Raw genomic sequence first — 20389 nt, 5'->3', positions numbered from 1 at the left:
TTGACATTAAAAGGTCAGGAGATGAGAACATCTGAATTGAGCAATGAGCCTACTGATTTATCCAAAAAGCCAGGCAACACCTGTTGGAAAGTTACTTCTATCTTTTCTGGATCATTTAAATATTTTATCATCTCCCAATAAATGTCTTCACCATATTGCTGGGAAATGGTATTTCGCCAATCATCTTTCTGTGCATAGTCCCGCATACCTTCAGGGTCCGCTTCGGGATGAAATTGGGTCGAGGTTATGTACTCGCCTACCTGGATGGCCATTAATGCTCCAAACCTCAGTTGAACTTCATCTTCCACTTCTATCGCCAGCAACGATGCATTCCATTTCCGAAAAGCATTTATATCAGGATCCACGACCTGAAACTGGCGAAAATCAGCCACGTAGAAAGGATCGCCCAAAGCTTCAAACAATTCAAAATCTTTACCTCCTGCCGTCTTAGATACCGGGTAAATTCCAAATGATTTTTTAGGCCTTGGCTCGATGACTCCCAACCCTAAGTGATAGCAGAGCATCTGGAAACTATGGCAAATAAAAAAAGCATATTTAGGGGCTTCCGGATGATCGTTGTTGTGCTCCATCAATTCGTCCAGCCACTGATAATATCCTTTTTCCCAGGCATGACCTTCCGGAAGAGGAGATCCGGGGCCGCCCGAGCTGATATAAATATCATGATCCATCGAAGGGATTTCTCCTTTCTGTCTTACGTCAAATATTTCGACCTGGAATGAATGCGGATGGTTTTTAAGAATATTCTTGAGGTTTTTCATCCCCATATTAGGGGTGCCATCATAGAGGTCAAGAATGGCAACTTTGCACCTTGGATTCATCATTTATTTCTTTTTTCGGGAGTTTGTTCCGAAGCCTTCTTTCACAGATCTTTGGATTGCCGTGCCCCACCGTAAATTCATTTGACCTTCCTTATGGGCTTTGGCGCGTTCGATGGCAAGGTCGGCAGCATGTTTCACGATCCAGGCGAAATTTATTTCACCAACGGAATGGATGTCCGCATCCGGCGCCGGATTACAAAAATCGATGGCATACGGAACCCCATCACGCACCGCAAACTCTACCGTATTGAAGTCATAACCTAATGCTTCATTGAGAAGCCTTACCTGTTCTTCAATCGTTTTCAGCAATGCAGGATCCGTTGTGCCCTCATCTTTAACATAGCGAAGGTGATGTGGATTACGCGGCTCATAGGGCATAATATGTACCCATTTGGTGCCCAGGCAATAGCACCGAAAATAGCTTTCAAATTCGATTGCCTCTTGTAACATCATGACCAGGTCTCCTGTCTCATGATATGCATCAAAAAATTCTTTTTCATCATGGACCTTGTACACAGATTTCCAACCACCGCCGGCATGCGGTTTACAGAATAAAGGGAAGCCTCCCAGGGATTCGAAAATATTTTCCCATTCCAGTGGATATTTCAGGTTACGAAAGGAGGTGTCCTTGGTATCCGGCGGCATGGTATTACTGGGCAAAAGAATGGTCTTTGGGACAGCTACCCCAATATCCTGAGCCAGGACGTTATTAAAGAATTTTTCGTCTGCACTCCACCAAAAGGGATTATTAATCACTGCGGTACCGGTATAGGCCGCATTTTTCAGATAGGCTCTGTAGAAAGGGACGTCCTGGGAGATGCGATCAATAAGCACGGCGTAGCCAGAAGGTTTCCCTTGAAATAATTCATCGACATGAGCAAGTTCTGCGACAATGTCTTTTTCTCCGCGGCTGTTGACTTCATCAACAAATGCCTGAGGAAACGTATTTTCCTGGCCAAAGAGGATTCCTATTTTTTTCATGCGTGTGATTTCCGATTCGAAACAAGTTAATGCGTAATGATAAGCTAATAAGCTAGTTCTCTGCAAAATTACTCAGAATTACCCATTTCGGAAGGGTCCGAAACTTAAATAATTGAATCCGATTATAGGGTGGCTTGAACGCTAGCCTGTCTGTTCTAGGATACCTCAGTCAAGTCAGGATCTGATAATTAAACGTCCAACGTTATATTTGCAGGTATGCAAACATTGACGATTTCCAATTTCTATGCAAAAGTTCTGAAAAGGTCATTTTCACTGGACTTTTATGTTCCTGACGAGCTGGCAGAGGATGCCTATTTCCTGGTATTCAATGATGGACAGATCCTTGATGAAGTGCGCATAGCACAAGTTCTGAAAGAAATCGAAGGAGCTGGTTTACAAGCTTTTGCAGTAGGTATCCACGCATCGGACCACCGGTTACAGGATTATGGTGTTTCGGGACAGCCTGATTATAAAAACCGGGGATCTCTTGCCGGTGAATACAAGCATTTCCTCGTCGTAGAATTATATCCATTCATCAAGCGGATCTTTCGATTTGAACCGACCACAATACGATCAGCCATTATAGGTTTTTCACTGAGTGGTTTATCTGCATTAGACATTGGCTGGGCACATCCGGAATTGTTCTCGAAAGTAGGCGTGTTTTCCGGGTCCTTTTGGTGGCGTTCAAGAGCCTTTTCACCGGCAAGTCCGGATGCGCATCGCATCATGCATGATCGATTAAGCCGGTCATTTTATAAGCCCGGGCTCAAGTTTTGGTTTCAAACCGGCACCGACGATGAAAGCTCGGACCGCAACAATAATGGCATCATTGACTCTATTGACGACACGCAGGATGTGATCCGGGTGCTGGAGTCACTGGGCTATGAAAATGGAAAAGATATTGCTTATCTTGAAATCCAGGGTGGACGGCATGAGCCTTCTACATGGGCCAATGCCTTGCCAAATCTCATCCAGTGGATATTCAACCAATAAAGCATGCAAAATCTTCAATCGGTCATTGAATTCAGCATTTTTTCCGACCTGGATGTCTTCCTTTTCCGCCAGGGCAAACACTTCCAGTTGTACGATAAATTCGGAGCCCGGATGATGGAAGTTGATGGAAAGAAAGGGGTGTATTTTGCAGTGTGGGCACCCGCAGCCCATAAGGTATATGTTCTTGGCGATTTTAATAACTGGCACAGGCATCGCCACCCACTACATGTCCGGCCCGATTCCTCGGGCATCTGGGAAGGATTTATTCCCGGATTGGACCTGGGAATTATGTATAAGTACGGAATTGAATCAAATTACACGGAACAATACATCGAGAAGGCTGACCCCTATGCCTTTTGGGCGGAAGAACCACCCCAGACTGCCAGTGTAGTCTGGCCACTGGAATACACGTGGAATGACGAGAAATGGATGGGATCACGTAAAGCCAGCAATAGTCTGAACAGCCCGATGACCATTTATGAGGTTCATCTGGGCAGTTGGCGGAGACACTACGACGGCAACTCCTATTCCTACCGGGAAATGGCTGATACGCTGATACCATACGTGGTGGATATGGGATTCACCCATATCGAATTCATGCCCCTGATGGCCTTCCCTTACGAACCTTCCTGGGGCTATCAAATAACAGGTTACTTCGCCGCCAGTCCACGTTATGGGACACCGGACGACCTGATGTATCTAGTCGACCAATGCCACCAGGCCGGCATTGGCGTCATCCTGGACTGGGTACCCAGTCATTTTCCTTCGGATGCCCACGGGTTAGGTCAGTTTGATGGCACCTATGTGTACGAACATCCGGATCCACGCAAAGGATACCATCCGGATTGGGAAAGTCTCATTTTTAACTACGAACGTCCGGAAGTGCGCTCGTTCCTGATATCCAATGCATTATTCTGGCTATCACATTACCACATCGACGGATTACGCGTTGATGCCGTAGCATCCATGCTCTATCTGGATTATTCGCGTGAACATGGCGGATGGGAACCCAATGAATTTGGTGGACGCGAAAATCTATCTGCGATCCAGTTCATCCGGGATATGAATAATGAAGTCTACCGGAGATTTCCGGATGTCCAGACGATTGCAGAGGAGTCCACAGCATTTCCCGGCGTCACCATGCCCGTAGATCATGAAGGCTTGGGATTTGGTATGAAATGGATGATGGGCTGGATGAACGATACGCTGAATTACTTTAAGCTGGATCCCATTCACCGCCGGTTCCATCATGGACAAATCACCTTCAGCATTATCTATGCATATAGTGAGAATTATGTTCTCCCACTAAGTCATGATGAAGTAGTTCATGGCAAAGCATCCCTGCTGTACAAAATGCCTGGAAGTGAAGCTGAAAAGTTCTCCAATCTGCGCTTGCTCTTCGGCTATATGTACACGCACCCGGGGAGCAAGTTGCTATTCATGGGCGGAGAGTTTGGACAGACCAATGAATGGAACTTTAAATCCGAATTGAACTGGGGCTTGCTGCAATACCCCGGCCACCAGGGGGTCCAACGCTGGGTTCGTGCCTTAAACCTATTCTACCGGACAGAAAAAGCTGCCTATGAGTTAGCCTATGAGCAGGCCGGATTCGAGTGGTTGGTGATATCCGACTACCGCCAGAGCCTGTTGATCTATGCAAGGAAAGGTAAAAATCCGGAAGATGTCTTGATTGCCGCCTGCAACTTCACTCCTGTTCCACGGATCAACTACCAGTTTTTAGTGCCCGAGTCTCACCAGTGGGTTGAGGTATTGAACAGCGACCATCCTGACTTCGGTGGCAGCGGTATAATCAATGCTGAAAAAATATCCGTCCACATTTCTACCGGCATCATGCCAAAATACCTGATCAACCTGAATATTCCTCCACTGGGAATCGCCATTCTAAAACGCGATGCATGAGAATCCCCGGTCAGACGAATGGTTCTCTGGTTGCAAATAATCACACCTTCCCGATTATCCGGAGTTTGATCATAGTCTGGTGGTTGTCGCTAAGTGCAGGCTGTACCCGGGCACAGGATAACACCTGGAAGCAATTCATCGATGACCATCCGGATAAGCATTTTTCAATTTTAATCCGGAACGCAATGATTCTGGACGGGACCGGATCTCCCGCCTACCCCGGAGATCTGCTCATCCTGGAAGACCGGATCGCATATGCCGGCAAGGTTGAAAGTACCGGTTTAAAGATTGACCAGGTAATTGAGGCAGATGGCAAATATTTAACCCCCGGATTCATCGATGCCCATGCACATGGAAATCCACTGAAAGAAGATGCATTTGTAAACTTCCTGGCCATGGGAGTAACCTCTGTTTGCCTTGGACAGGATGGGACCAGTGCCATGGTGGATGATATCCGTGATTGGTTTAGCCGGGTCGGAAACGTGCCCCAGCTGATCAATATTATTCCCATGGTTGGTCATGGAACTTTACGGGTGTTGTCCGGCATACAATATGCCAAAAAACCGGATGACAGGATGCTCCAATCCATGGCAGGACTGCTGGATGATGCCCTCCAGGCCGGATGCTTTGGACTAACTACAGGTCTTGAATATGAACCAGGAGGCTTTGCTGATAGCCTGGAACTTGAGCTCCTGGCCAGGATTGCGGGTAAATATCATCGATTGGTCATGAGTCATGTGCGCAATGAAGATGATAATGTACTCATCCAGTCGATCAGGGAGTTAGCCCGGATGGGTAAATACACTCCGGTTCAGGTATCACACATCAAATCCGTGTATGGAAAAGGCAGCGTCCGCGGAAAAGAGATCGTCGAAGAGCTTCACCGTTTGCGTGCTGCAGGTATACCCATAACCCAGGATTGGTACCCCTATACGGCAAGTTATACCGGCCTTTCCATATTGTTCCCGGAATGGGCTAAACCTCCAAACGACTACCAAAGTGCTGTAGAGAACCGGCTTCCGGAATTACGGGCATATCTAAAAAACAGGGTGAATTTCAGAAATGGACCCGAAGCCACTTTATTCGGTTCCGGCCCTTACCTTGGAAAAACATTGGCAGAGGTCGCTCAACAGCAGGGAAAGGCTTTTGAAGATGTGCTTATCGATCTGGGTCCGTCCGGAGCTTCCGCAGCTTACTTTATCATGGATGAAACACTGCAGGTGGAATTACTTAAGGATTCGATGACGATGATCTGCAGCGATGGCAGCCCCGATATGTTTCATCCTCGCGGTTACGGATCATTCGTAAAGATCATTACCGATTATGTCCGGGATCAAAAGGTATTGACCCTGCCGGATGCCATAAGAAAAATGACTGGACTTCCGGCACAAACGCTGCAGCTGGACCATCGCGGGATCATCGAGGCTGGATATTATGCAGACCTGGTTCTTTTTGACCCGGATGAACTCCTTGCGCCGGCGACCTATCAGGAACCCCATGTTTTGGCGACAGGCATTCAATGGGTATTCGTAAATGGCCTGCCTGCCTGGCATAACCAGGCCATCCAGGGTCAAGCCGGTAAACTTTTACGCAAAAAATAGCCTGTCCATTACCAAATTCCATTGTTCCTGGATTCAATGATATTATTGTGTCCAAGACCAACACTCCTGATCAACTTGTTTCGGTGCACACCGTAAAAACGTACCTTCGTCCATTCAAGTAATCAGATCGTGTCCGAAACAACCAATGATCACGAACCAGCCAGCCAATAGCGGTCTGTCCAACTATCAGAAATTCATCATTGCCATTCTGGCCTTCCTGCAGTTCACGGTTATCCTGGACTTTATGGTCCTGTCACCTCTGGGGGCGATACTGATGGATCAGCTTGGACTTGAGCCGGCCAGATTTGGGGTGGTTGTGTCTGCATATGCATTCAGTGCAGCCATCTCCGGTCTCCTGACTGCAGGATTTGCTGACCGGTTTGACCGTAAAAAACTTTTGCTTTTCTTCTACAGTGGGTTCATGCTAGGCACTTTGTTGTGTGCATTGGCTCCGAACTTCCATTTCTTATTGTTCGCCAGGATCATCACAGGATTGTTTGGTGGTGTTCTCAATTCCATCGGGTTTGCAATCATCACCGACTTATTTACCCTGGAATACCGGGGCCGGGTGATGGGTTTCGTCCAGATGGCATTCTCAGCCAGCCAGGTATTGGGATTACCAATTGGACTTGTACTGGCAAATCACTTCAACTGGCATGCGCCGTTCTGGTTAATCGGCGGCATCGGTATCGCTGTAGGTGCAGTCATTGCAATCTATATGCAACCCATACGCGACCACCTGAATGAGCGGTCTTCAGGATCACCAGTAAAACACCTGCTCCGGACAATCACCAAGCCTTCCCATATCCAGGCATTTATTGCCACCGGACTGATGACAACAGGTGGATTTATGCTGATGCCATTTGCAAGTGCTTTCAGTGTCCATAATCTCGGACTGACGCTGGAACAGTTACCGGTTCTTTACGGCATCACCGGCGTCTTCAATATTGCCCTTGGTCCACTCATTGGCAGATGGTCGGACCGTTATGGGAAGTACCTGTTTTTTGCGATTGGAACCGGCATCTCATTGGTTACCATTCTTTATTACACTCATTTAGGTGTTTCTCCCCTATCGCTGGTCATTGTAATAAACGTTGTCTTGTTTCTAGGCATTACCGCTCGCAGAATATCCGGCTCTGCCCTGATGACCGGCGTCCCCGCTCCAGCAGATCGCGGTGCTTTCATGAGCATCAGCAGTTCCATTCAACAATTTTCGGGAGGGATTGCGTCAACCATTGCTGGTATGATCGTCATTCAGCAGAATAGCGGACCCTTACAACGATACGATGTACTCGGGTATGTCGTTTCTTGTACCATGATTTTGGTAGCCTTGTTAATGGGACGAATTGACCGGGAAATTTCACGGAGAGAAACAATCAGTAAGGCAGCTTAAAAGTGAGAATGCAGATAAATTAGGCGAGGGTTAAATTCTGTTTTCCAATCAACTCTTCGAATCGCTCCAAAATTAAATTGATCTGGCCTTCTTCGATCACCGTAGCCAGGTGGCCGGCAATAAAACGGTCTGATCGCAAATGGGCGATCAACAACTTGATTACTTCTTCGATCGGGGCCTCCTTGATGCGGGAGGGATAGCTCATCAATTGTTGACCCTCGTCGCTTTCTCTCCACGCCACCCAATTGAAAGGCTGGATGATGTTGGCCTGGTACAATTTACGGATGAAATCCTGGATCTCCTCCGGGTATTCATAGGGTTGTAAATCATTACTGGAAATACGGTAAAACTTATTATCGCGATTGGAGAAATAATCGCGGTAAGCCAGGATAGCCGGAAGTGCATTCAGGTCTATCAGATTGAGATATATGTGGTCGGAGATCGACATTAAAAGTGTAATTCGTTTGATCCTGCTTGGTGTACGAAGCTAAAAATTGATGGCCATTTTCTTTAAGAACGAAAGGACCATAACAATAGATTAACAGGCCGTGTTAAAATTATTCCAAATACGCGATAATACTCCGGTCCGTACAATAAATGCCTAAAACAGAAAAGTCCGGATCATATAATCCAGACTTCTTCTATCCCTCTCGGGATGTGTGATCCTAATACTTTAAGCAGGTATATACTTCAAAGATAGTCTATCCTGATAATATCTGCCAACCTATCTGCCAATAAATTGAATCCGGAATGCTTCCTGCACGTTTGGATAATAACCATGGACTGGGCCATCAGAAACGGCACAAGTAGAAATACCAGACTGTGTTCGCACCCATAACACGATGAAGGATAAAATGTGACCACATCTACATATTTGTTCATGTAGTAGCTGGTGAGTATATCCAATAAATAATCCACGTCCAAATGGATCATTCAACCGGGGAACTGGCCTAATAATCATTAAAAAAGAGGCTGCCTACATTATAAGACAGCCTCTTCTCTTTTGACGCCGGGTCAGGGATTATATGTGATTACCTCGTGATGTAGATCATTTTTCTGGTGATAACACGTTCTCCGGACAATAATTGATAGAAATAAATTCCGCCTTCAGAAGTCCTTGGTAACTGAATCGCCCACTGGTGATTACCTGGCTCCAGGTATTTACGCTGCTTCCAGACCTCTGTACCATCAACAGCCAACACCCGGATTTCGATTTCCTGTGCCGCCGGTATGTAGAAGGGGATTATGGTTTCCTCGCTGAACGGATTAGGCTTATTCTGATACAACATTGGCAATTTGTCCACCTGGCCGGTACCAAGGTTCAAGGAATGGATGTCTGCCTGTGTATCATACAATTCCGGATTCATTCGATCATGATCTGTCAGCGCAATCAGATCCAACGTTGAAGCCTGGACGCTGGCCTTACCTTTAATGGTAAAGAGAACATCGCCTTCTTTAACCATTATTCCTGCTGCCGCATCAATGGACAGGTACAACTTATTAGCGTCCCGGCGATAATGGACAGGAGTCACCGGCAATACATTTCCGATAATCTCTGCATCCACCAGATTATCCAGTTCAAATTCGGCCTGTATTCCTGAAATATCCAGCGATCTGGAAGCACGAACCGGAATGGTGACCGGCTGGTTCCGTGACCAGGTTTCGTTATCAACGATCAAGGTATAATCGGATACCGACCGCACAGCTAATTGCTGCAACTCACTTACTCGTGCTGTCCCGTTCAGGTCACCGACTTTTATTCCGACGAAGTCCATGGAGCGCCCGATCATTGAATCGGTAAATTCAATGTAATTCGGAGCTTTTTGCCAGTGGGTTAAATCCATAGCATAATTACGGTCTACGAAAATCCAGGAAGGGGAACTGGAGAATTCAGTGATACTGCCAAGGATTAACTTTCTTAATTCCACCAGATCAACCACAGTAATAGCTCCATCACCATTGACGTCTGCGGCCAGCAGCAGGTACGGGGATTCTATGCGTGACAATCCCAGAATATGTTTCTGTAGGGCAACTACATCCAGCGTGGTGACCCCATTGTCCGCCCGATCCAGTTTGGATGGTTTGATCATCTGAGGCAGATGCTTATCCATATGGGTCAGCGTATAACTTCCATTAGGATTAGTTGCAGACCGCAATCGGTCTCCTACAAAGATGTTGACGCTTGCAATACCCTGATCAAATGGTGTTGTCACCGCACCCTGCAGCGATGTAAATGCTGCCGAGGAGTCCGGTAAACATACGTCACCGCTGCCATCCTGAACATGGATCTCTACTGAACAGAAATCTTTATTTCCGGCTTTGTCAAATACCCAGATCTGCTTTTCAGAAATAACTTCCTCTCCATCCGGCATATCGGTACAGGTATAGGTCGTAGAATCCTGTGAACCATCTTCGCTAAAGCTGAATGTCAAATCTTCCGGATTGGTGCAATTATCATAACTGCCGGCATCCAGGTCTTTCGCCCAAATCGTAACCTCCCCACTCGACGGCATAATGACCGTAACAATTCCATCGTGGCAATACGGGGTCGGCTTCTTACAGTCCCTGATCACAAAACTAGTCAGACATGAATCTTCATTTCCACACCAGTCCCGTACAACAAAAAGAACATCGTAATCGACATCCAGGCTGAATGTTCCCGTTACCACCGTATCCTGACCAGTTGCCACCAGGTTTTTGGTTCCGCCTTCATAGACTGTATAACGATAAGCCAGGTTTTTGGATGGCGTGCAGTTGTCCTGTGCCGATCCCAATGTCAATGTAAGATCCGTAGATTGGCAATCATTGCTGAAGCTGCATATGTCCGTATGCTGGCGGCAGGTGATCTCGGGAGCAATATCATCCGTGATCCGGATAACCTGGACATATTCTATGATGCCATCCCCGTTATCCTTTAAATAGCGGTAAACACACGACCGGTCGTCTCCTGCTACCACACGGTCGTCCACAATTACGTCCGGATACGGGCTATGGTGGTATCCGGTTTTATCCGGATCATACACACACCAATCGATGATCTTCCAGGTTCGCAGGATTGTATAACAACCATTCTGCCCGATATCCACCGTTTCATCACTATAAGTAACTCCCAGCAATTCGCAATCATCATCCATGAGTATGGGCGCACCAGCTCCCTGCCTATCCGCATCCAGATTTAAACCATCTGAACAATTTACATAGATGTCTGCCGGGAATACCACCTCAAAGTCGCTTCTTGGCAGCACAGTAATGGTTTGCGAGCAGGAGGTTTGATTGCCGCATTTATCTGTGGCCGTCCAGGTGCGTTTAAGCGTACCCGTCCCGCAGGTGTTTAATGCTCCATCATCGACCACATCAATTTGCAATTCTTCCTGAGGGGTACAGGCATCACTAATTTCTGCCTCTCCGAACCTAAATTTTGGTTTACCAAAGGAAGGATCATCAAAAGTGTCCAACCACAACCAGAGCATACAATACACCGGTTTCCAAGAAATCCAGTCATCCTTTGCTCCATCCATCATTTCGGGTGACCAGGTGGTATATCCGCAATCGTCGTCCGGGTGATCATAATAATAGCTCATTGCCGGTCCTCCGTAATATCCAATTCCGGTTTGCTGGTAGGGAACCTCAAGGCAACAACGTTCGCCCACTATCCCATTATACCATCCGTTATCCGGACAAGACGTATTACTCAGATAATCACCCTTTGGCGAGCAGACTTTCCATGCCGCACCAGGACCTCTCAAAACATAAGGATTATTGTATTCATCCAGTTTGAACGGAACTTCAACTTCCCAGGGGGTACCGTCGCAAAACACCGTAATATTTTCAGGTGCTATACAGACCGGAGCGACCTTATCATCTTTAAGCAACTGAACCATGCACTCACTGTAACTGTGATCAAAGGTCCATCGGTTTGCACTCAAAGTCACCAGTTCAGGGTACGCTTCTTTGACCGACTCCCACTTGATACGCAATGGATCATTTGCCGGTGCAGTCTCATAATCGCAACACAAAGGATTGGGCTGAGTCTCATAACCAAGATTAAATGGATCCCTGTAAGCGCACATTTGTGTCTCGTAATCGCAACCCAATACTGGTCTGGGATTGGCATAATGCTGTAATTCATCATAGTGCAGCCGCAGGAAACATGCATAATCATCGTACAGATTAAAGCAATACCACTGGTGCTCAGTACCGGCAAAAGTATGCGGATCCAGAACTGGCAATCCACATGCTTCATAGATCCGGACGACCAGCTGCTCTTCTCCGCATTCTGTGACATCCACATAATCCCGGAAAACGTAACAGTCTATCCAGTGCTCAATCGTAGCAGTTATTTCTTCGTGGTGGTGTACATATTGGTACTCGCCATAACATTCCAGGTAAACATTATTCCAATACGCCCGCCAGTAATCAATGCTATCCATCTGAGCAACGGCAAAATGCAAATCGCTGCAACAGCCGTCATAACTTCCGTCATCCAGGTCCTTAGCATAAATCCTCGCCCAACAACTGTCGGTAAAGGTAACCTGCGTTATTTCATCACAAACCGGCTCGGGTGGCATATTATCGAGAACCCAAACAGGTTGAACATAAGTGCCCTGATTCCAGCACCCGTCACTGATGGTCCAGATAATCTCATGATCACCTTCAGGCAGATACAGCTTTTCTTGCTGACCAAAAGCTAACTCACCCTGTTGCACCAACATCTTGCCTGGATGGGACGGGTCGTAATAAATGATCTCATAGTGATATCCGATGGATGCATAAGCAGATGCTGCATCCGACTTGTAGAATTTAAAGGAACATTCTTCTGCAATGGCAGGAGGTGTAATGGTCACTTCACCTTTGCAGGCATGAGCATTGACCTCTACCGTGATGCCATCCAAACGCTCCGGAACAGGAGCCAGGGTATCCATGATCTTAATCAACTGCGAACACTGCAATTCGCTGCCATAACACCAGTCCTTCAGGACCCAGTTGCGACGGATCATATAACTCGAACCGCAATTTGGAATCACCTCATCCTGATAATCTACCACGATGTTGCAGGCATGATTCAAATTAAAGGCATAAGCGGTATCACCGTCGACCACAAAGTATGGAGGAGGTGCGATGCCTACGTTTTTCCCATTTGCATCAATTAACACTTTCGGATGTGGGTAACCCTGGTCATCGATGTCAACCAGATTCGTATTCCATAAGAGCGCATTCCCACTGGCATCCTTTGCGCAGCAGTCTATCTCTGTGGGTTCAGGGCAAACGAGGTTGTCCAGAGATTCCCGTCGAATATAGATGTCCTGACTGCACTCCCGGAAATTGCCCCAGATGTCCGATACTCTTACGGCACGGTGGAGGTAACCGACAAAATCAGCATTGTCTTCACAGGAGTAAGAGGTATAGACCTCTTCCAGGATCTCGGGCTCCGGTATCACGCCACAGTTCTCTATCGGAGTCGGTGGAGGCGGAATATCTTCAAAACAACTGATGGTCAGATCGCGACATACGAACTGAGGTGGCAACTTATCTTCCACATGAATTCTTCCCCAGCACCGGTTTCCGGTCATGGTATCGATCACGTTATAAATCAGGGTCTCGCCCATGTATTCCGAGGTCACTACATCACCCAATGACAACCCGGCACGACCAGTGACATTGATTTTATAAGGATCGTCACATCCGGTCACATCATTGTACAAAACATCGGCGACATCCAGCTTGAAGTCACAGGATGAACCCAGGCTAATGGTCACATCGTCAGCACAGGAAGGTGGCAACGTGTTCAGGGGGCAAGGACACCGTACCTGAACCGTGGACGTGCAAGTGGAAATATTACCGGCGTAATCCCTTACGATCATGGTTACCTCACGCCAGATGGTGGTATTATAGAAGAAAGTACAAGAGACCACTGCTGGTGAGAAGGTAATGGATGCTATCCCACAGTTATCGTATGACCCGATATCCACTGAATCGGCTATGACCCGGACATTTCCGGCAGAATCCGCCATGATCATAAAGCTATCCCGGCATAATGCCACTGGAGGAATATTATCATGAATGATAATTCGGTGCGTACAGGTGTCCGCATTTCCACAAGAATCACTGACGGTGTAATACCTCAACACCTCGAAACCCTGAGGAATCATAGTGGATGTTTCATAAAGGAACCGGTAACTGCTGGTATCCAGCCCACAGGCATCTGTAGCTGAACCTCCGCCTGCTACATATTGAGACCAATGATAGAAGGTATCAATTTCAGCAGCGAAGCAGTTTGCAAAACTATCCGGAGGACATATCATCATCGGTGGAACCGTGTCAACTACATTGATCTGCTGGATCCGTGAATTTGAATTGTTGCATGCATCGACAGCTTCCCAGGTTCTGCTGATCTGATATTCTTGCGGGCAACTCCCTGGAGTGATGGCGTCATTGAACCGGATCGTAGCACCACCACATTCATCAATTGCAATTCCCAATCCTGTAAAAGACGGATCCACGGGCTCATCACATAAAATCGTAAGATCCACCGGGAGTTGTATCATCGGAGGCGTGTTATCCACGATGATGAAATTTGCATAGGTCGTATCCCGGTTATCACATAGGTCTCTTATCACAAACCGGACTGAATCCACCCGTGTACTTGCACATCCGGGTGTCGAGGTTAGCACCTGATAAGACCAGCTTACGGTTCCACAATCATCTGATCCTGAAGCACCTCCATGTCGATTCGCCCAGCCGTTGAAATCAGCAACATTTCCTGCCCCATCACATTCAACGGTGGTATCTCTGGCTGCGCTTGAAATCGTTGGCGGCACTTCATCGACTATTGTTAACATTGCCGTGAATGAAGCTTCATTTCCACAGCTATCTGCCACGTAAAAGTTTACAGGCACAGAATTGTCAAGCCCACAGGCATCTGGGGAGATGACAGGATCATAGCGCCAAATAACTCCCAAACTGCAATTATCCGAGCCAGTGCTATTGGCATGGTTATCTAACCAGGTCTGCAAGTCAGAAGCTTGGCCGGCCCCACAATCAATGGTGATATTCTGAGGCGGAGTATAGGTGGGAGGTGTGGTATCGACCACCTCAATAATCTGAATCCTTGAAGCACTGTTCATACATAGGTCTACCGCGATCCAAGTACGATTGATGGTGTAATTCTGACGGCAAGATCCGGGAATTGTACGATCATTATGACTGATGGTCACGCCACTACAATTATCCATAGCGGTCGCTAAACCGAGGATATTCACTGCTGTGTCCTGTTCACAGGAAATCATCCTGTCTCCAGGTATAGTAAGGACTGGTGGGGTAGTATCAACAATTTGTATGGTTATAGAAACCGTTGTCCTGTTCTGGCACGTATCAATGGCAGTCCAGGTAAGTGTTTGCATGGATTCTGCAGAGCAACTACCAGTACCGGAAGATATAGACGGCACTAACCTTACCATCCCACAATTGTCCGATGCTGTTACATTAAAGGTTGGCAACGGTTGGTCACAGGACACAATGATCACTTCCTGGTCATTGACTCCATGAATCTGCGGAGGCACATCATCACTCACCAAAATCGATTGTTGCACACTGCTAGTGTTTCCACAGGGATCAGTAAAAATCCAAGTACGGGAAACTTCAAATTGATTCAAACAATTAGAATCACTGACTACATCTGATACCACTGCCGGAATAATACCCGCACAGACGTCCATGGCATTTAAACTGGCAGCTGAGGGGATATCACCGGAACAGGTCACAGTTATATTGGCTGGAGCCTGAGGCGGTGACGGGGGGGTAATGTCACGTATTGTGAACGTCGCCGTACTCGTATCTGCATTTCCGCAACCATCCGTCGCAATGAAATAATACGTCGAGGTGGATGTAAAATCACATAATATGGTTCTTTGCATCAGGGTCGTATCCCAGGAAACAGCCGAACAATCATCTGTGGCTGTGGCGCCACCATGACGATTTATCCAAGAACCAAATTCTGCCATATTTCCGCGACCGTCACAATCTACTGTCGTATCGGAAGCTTCATTGAGAACTGTTGGTGCAATATTATCCTGAATGGTAAGCTGTGCGGTGCGCACACTACTATTATTGCATTGGTCTGTTGCCGTAAAGGTAATGGTGATGGAATTATTGTCCCCGCAAGCCCCTGGCTCACCTCCAAAATCATTTGACCAGGAGACCACACTGCACTCTTCCGTGGCCACAGCGTATCCATTATTCATTAACCAGTCATTCAGCAGAGCTCCTTGCATCATCCCGCAGTCGATGGTAATATCCTGAGGATCATTTGTAAATAGTGGCGGTGTCACATCTCTTATGATAAAATGAGCCTCCGTGGAATCAATATTTCCACATTCATCCCTGGCATAAAATCGTACCAGGTCATCCCTCGTATTCGGACAGGCAGGTGAACTTGATATCGTCCGGTTTGACCATATGATCATCGATGCACAATTGTCCGAAGCCGTTGCTCCACCGTGGTTGGCAATCCAATTGGCCAGGTCAGTTGTATTACCGGTTCCATCACAGTCAACCAGAGTATCCATGGCAGGTGAAAGGACCGGCGGAGTGGTATCTTTAAAAATGAGATAGTTGACTATTACCGAAGAATTACCACATACATCGGTTGACATGTAGGTTCTCTCGATGATCCGCTCACTTGGGCAGGTAACCATCAGATCCACATCGATGTACCCGGCTTCAACACTTCCGCAATTGTCCGTGCTTCCTGGCAGGTCGCCTGGCACCGGATCGTCGCAATCGAAGTAAATGGTATCACCGGCCAGCAGGGTCGGAAATACCGGGGCAATGGAATCCTTGACATGGATTCTCCTTTCCAGTGAATCCTTATTACCACAGGCATCCATGAAGATCCATTTGTCCGTAATATAATAGTCACATGAAAAAGACTCCGTAACACGGGTTGGAAAGGCGAGGATGGGTCCTCCCGAACAGGCATCCATCGCAACCAAAGGCACAATTCCCGGCGCGTTAGGCGGACAGTCTACCAGGGTGTCATTCGGTGGTGCCGGTAATACGGGTGGTACGGTATCAATGTAGGAGAATGTCGCTTGAGTGCTATCCATGTTTCCACACGCATCTTCTACATAAAAGCGAACCAAATAACTGCGTGTAAGCCCACATCCAGGCGTCGAACTGATTTCCCGGTCTGACCAGGTGACCTCCCCACAGTCATCCGTAGCCTGTGCGCCACCCAGGTTGGTACGCCAAATCATATAAGCGCTGGTGCCACCTCCTTCACACTGAACCATGGTATCACGCGCAGGTTGAATAATATGAGGAGGCGAGTCATCAGAAACAGTCAAATTGGCCGTTGTTGAATCGACATTCAAGCAGTCATCCGTTGCATAAAATGTGACAGGTATGACCCCACTACCAGCGCAAGCTTCCGGGGCACTAGTAAAATTATTACTCCAGGTGATGTTACCGCAAACATCGGATGCCATAGCATTTCCATGGGCTGATAGCCAGTCTGACAAGGCATTGGGAGAAGCGTTACAATCTATGGTTATGGCCGTCGCGGGTGTAATGGTCGGTGGTGTGAGGTCTTTAATGATAAATTTTGCCATGGTTGTATCTGCATTCCCGCAAGCATCGATGACGATAAACCGGACGGAATCCTGCCTGGTGTTACCACATCCGGTCATCGAACTAATAACTTGACTGGACCAGGTGAATGTAGAACATAGATCAGATGCCGTTGCCCTTCCATGCAATGTAATCCATTCCGAATAGGCAGCTGTATTTCCAGAACCATCACACTCAACCACCGTATCCCGGGCGGGCGTCAATGCCGGCGGCATATCGTCTACACCACTAATCGTCTGGACGCAGGTATTGGTATTTGAACAGGCATCGGTAGCTATCCAGGTTCTGGATAAAATAAAATTCGCAGGACACGACCCACCACTTGTCTGGTCTGTAAACACAATGCCCGGCGTAATGGTACAATTATCACTGGCTGTCGCCATGCCCTGGCTTGCCGGAGAAGTATCATCCAGGCAAGTCACCGTTCTGTTAGAAGGGCATATAATGGTGGGAGGCACTGAATCCTGAATGGTAATCATTTGATTGCAGCTCGCGATATTTCCACAGAGGTCTGTCGCGGACCAGGTACGTTGTAACACTATACAAGGCAGCGTACCACTGAATGTTAAATCACTGTAAGTTATTACCGGGTTGGGATCCGTATCATCGGTTGCGGATGCCTGTCCCGTTGCCAGGGGCATAGTACTCGTGCCGCAATCAATGGTAGTATCTGCAGGGCATGCGATCATTGGTGACTGGGTATCTGGTTGCAAATCGACTCCATCGACACTGGCGGAGGCAGTATCCGCAGTACTTGATGTAGCCCAAGCCGTATTAAGTCGACTGCCACTATTGAGTACTGTAGCCCTTATGAGTAAAGTGTCGCTACCATTCGGCGGAATGCTGCCTACAGTCCATTTGAAGGTGGTAGCAGGTTGCCCAGGCATGCATGCTGCCCCGATACACACTGATTGGGGACCTGTATAAATCACCGATCCATAACCAGCAGGAAATGTATCGACTACCATAACCGAGGTTGCAACATTCGTTCCGCCCAGGTTACGCACGATCAGCTGGAAAGTAGCTGTATCACAGGATAAGTCAACAATGGATTTTTCGAGAGAAATAACCGTGGCACATAATTCATAGGCAAAATCTTCCAGGCACTGAGCCAGGTTATTGAAGTTCTCATTGGTCCAGTCTGCCGTACCAATGGTATTGACTCCGGCATTGTATTTAAGTTCTCCGGACATTGCCTTCAAATTGGTTGAATCGACGGTACCAACCCCGAGCATAAATATGTGAGATCCATCATTTTTCATCCGGTTGGCAATTTTGACCGGGTTAACCAGGGATGCGTCATTGTTACAACTTATCCCAGTTGAAGTACCATATGCAGTTGGAGATCCATCTGTAAATAGAATGACCATGTCTGGCTGAATACTCAAGGTGTCCGCGATGTACAAGGCATGATGCCAGTTTGTGCTTCCTGATGGAGAATAGGTTTGTGAGTTAAACGGAGTTCCGTTGAAATATCCGGTGACAGCTGAAATCAGCGCATTGTCAATAGGTACATAGTTGGTTACTAAGCGAGCTTCAGTACTAAATTCAATGATGGCAATATCAACGCCTGAGCCATTGAGCGCATTGAGAAATGCAAGCGTTCCGTCCCGGACATCTCCGGTAGCTCCCGCGCTGCCGATAGAACCAGATTCGTCAATAATAAAAACCAGTTGAAGGTCATCACAGGTTGCACTCAATGGAGGATTGGGTGCCGGATCCGAAAGCACGCATTCACCACAGGCAAACGGCCCGGTAGAACAGTCGGTGCACACCGCAAATGGGTCGATAACACAGATGGTCACCCGGGTGCAACAGGTACCGGAGGTTGATTTAATGAAATAAACCAACTCCTGTGCCACCCCTGGTGCGATAAGCTGGACGGATGTCCCCATCGTTGACGTAAGCACGGGCCCTATCCCGCAACCCTGGGTGTAGATTTCCCAACTTTCTCCCGGGGGCAAAACCGAATTAAAGGTTAGGGTATAAGCAGCATTAAGATCGACGGTATTGGGAGCCAGGACTACCGGTGCTGAATTATCACAACACATACCGCAATAAGCCGTGAGATCAAATGCATTGGTATTATCCGTGTCCCAGTTACCTTCGGTATTTATGGCCGATAGTATGTTGGAGGCTGCACCGGTGCTTGTACTGCAATCGTATTTGGCATTATCAACCTCAGGGGTTAGTACAATATCGAGACCGACTCCGGGGTTTCCGGAAGTAAAAAAGACTGGTTGTTGTGAATTATTATTTCCAGTATTGGAGCCATTCCAACCGTTATTCATTTGAATGGCTGCTAGAAAATTCCCTTCATTTCCCACAGTTGGCTCAGAAGTCTGATAGGCAAAGATCTGATCTCCAGAGGTCTCCAGATTAAAATTACCGGATTCTGTCACTGAAGGACTTCCACCCTGCGAAGACTCCACGACCCAAGTTCCTGAAGCATCGTAAACAGCAAATTCGGTTCCACAACTATAATTATTGTTTAAGGTCACGGTGAGAATTCCTTCCGTCCCTACTGCAGGAAATCCTATAGTTGTGCTCCATCCCCTATCGGTAAAATAATACACGGTTCCCGCGGTGACAGGTTCCAATATAACAAAACTGAAGCCTGAAGTTGCATCCGCATCGTAGCCGATAAATTGTAATCCACCAACCGAAGCCATCATCATCGCAGTTGGCGGTGATAAATAATGCTCGGGTGAAGCTGAATTTCTGGATTTGAGTGCATACGCAAATACAGCAACAGCACCCATACCTAAAACAAACAAAGTGTTTTTGTACAGACCTCTCATAGGTTCACCAAGGTTTAAGCCCAGGCAATTCATTTTGCCTGAACAACATTGCATAAAACCTGAGGGACTGCGGATTGCAGTTTCCTCAATTTTTGAGAGACCTTGAATCTAGATGAGAGAACATCATTAAATGGAATATTGCTAGAGATTCACATCCATTTAAGCTGTAAATATAGGTGTTTTTATAAATTATAACAATTTCGATATATGTTTTTTTAATATGAATAAGCTACA

General features: G+C 47.0%; 8 protein-coding genes. 4 read left to right on the top strand and 4 right to left on the bottom strand.

Features of this window, described 5'->3' with window-relative positions:
• Nucleotides 1-14: 14 nt before the first annotated feature.
• Nucleotides 15-842: a GMP synthase gene (locus H6570_07505; protein ID MCB9319109.1), complete on the bottom strand. Its 828-nt coding sequence runs from the start codon at nt 840-842 to the stop codon at nt 15-17.
• Complete coding sequence (locus tag H6570_07500) at nt 843-1820, bottom strand: hypothetical protein (protein MCB9319108.1); 978 nt, start codon at nt 1818-1820, stop codon at nt 843-845.
• 216 nt (nt 1821-2036) lie between these two features.
• On the opposite strand from H6570_07500, the gene H6570_07495 reads away from it, so the two are divergent.
• The 4 genes from H6570_07495 (at nt 2037) to H6570_07480 (ending at nt 7727) form a co-directional block, all read left to right on the top strand.
• Nucleotides 2037-2813 carry an esterase family protein gene (locus H6570_07495; protein MCB9319107.1) on the top strand — a complete coding sequence of 259 codons (777 nt, stop codon included), beginning with the start codon at nt 2037-2039 and terminating at the stop codon, nt 2811-2813.
• Nucleotides 2814-2816: 3 nt separating this feature from the next.
• The gene (glgB, locus tag H6570_07490) at nt 2817-4733 is read left to right on the top strand and encodes a 1,4-alpha-glucan branching protein GlgB (GenBank protein MCB9319106.1); all 1917 of its coding nucleotides are present in this window, start codon (nt 2817-2819) and stop codon (nt 4731-4733) included.
• Nucleotides 4730-6334 (top strand): amidohydrolase family protein, encoded by a 1605-nt coding sequence (locus H6570_07485; GenBank protein ID MCB9319105.1) that lies wholly within the window; start codon nt 4730-4732, stop codon nt 6332-6334. The genes glgB and H6570_07485 overlap by 4 nt, the downstream gene beginning before the upstream one ends.
• A 145-nt stretch (nt 6335-6479) precedes the next feature.
• Nucleotides 6480-7727 carry an MFS transporter gene (locus tag H6570_07480; GenBank protein ID MCB9319104.1) on the top strand — a complete coding sequence of 416 codons (1248 nt, stop codon included), beginning with the start codon at nt 6480-6482 and terminating at the stop codon, nt 7725-7727.
• Nucleotides 7728-7746: 19 nt separating this feature from the next.
• On the opposite strand, the gene H6570_07475 is transcribed toward H6570_07480, so the two are convergent.
• Nucleotides 7747-8175 (bottom strand): hypothetical protein, encoded by a 429-nt coding sequence (locus H6570_07475; GenBank protein MCB9319103.1) that lies wholly within the window; start codon nt 8173-8175, stop codon nt 7747-7749.
• Between the two features lie 583 nt (nt 8176-8758).
• Entirely contained in the window at nt 8759-20155 is an 11397-nt protein-coding gene (locus H6570_07470) for a VWA domain-containing protein (protein ID MCB9319102.1), read from the bottom strand.
• Nucleotides 20156-20389 lie beyond the last annotated feature (234 nt).

Source organism: Lewinellaceae bacterium, from assembly GCA_020636135.1.
Taxonomy (GTDB): Bacteria; Bacteroidota; Bacteroidia; order Chitinophagales; family Saprospiraceae; genus JAGQXC01.
Note: the sequence above shows the minus strand (reverse complement) of the source record. Positions and strands in the feature narration are given on the sequence as shown.

Bases quoted from the DNA above. Each gene is read 5' to 3' on its own strand.
- H6570_07505 (MCB9319109.1), bottom strand. From the start codon at position 842: ATGATGAATCCAAGGTGCAAAGTTGCCATTCTTGACCTCTATGATGGC.
- H6570_07500 (MCB9319108.1), bottom strand. From the start codon at position 1,820: ATGAAAAAAATAGGAATCCTCTTTGGCCAGGAAAATACGTTTCCTCAG.
- H6570_07495 (MCB9319107.1), top strand. From the start codon at position 2,037: ATGCAAACATTGACGATTTCCAATTTCTATGCAAAAGTTCTGAAAAGG.
- glgB (MCB9319106.1), top strand. From the start codon at position 2,817: ATGCAAAATCTTCAATCGGTCATTGAATTCAGCATTTTTTCCGACCTG.
- H6570_07485 (MCB9319105.1), top strand. From the start codon at position 4,730: ATGAGAATCCCCGGTCAGACGAATGGTTCTCTGGTTGCAAATAATCAC.
- H6570_07480 (MCB9319104.1), top strand. From the start codon at position 6,480: ATGATCACGAACCAGCCAGCCAATAGCGGTCTGTCCAACTATCAGAAA.
- H6570_07475 (MCB9319103.1), bottom strand. From the start codon at position 8,175: ATGTCGATCTCCGACCACATATATCTCAATCTGATAGACCTGAATGCA.
- H6570_07470 (MCB9319102.1), bottom strand. From the start codon at position 20,155: ATGAGAGGTCTGTACAAAAACACTTTGTTTGTTTTAGGTATGGGTGCT.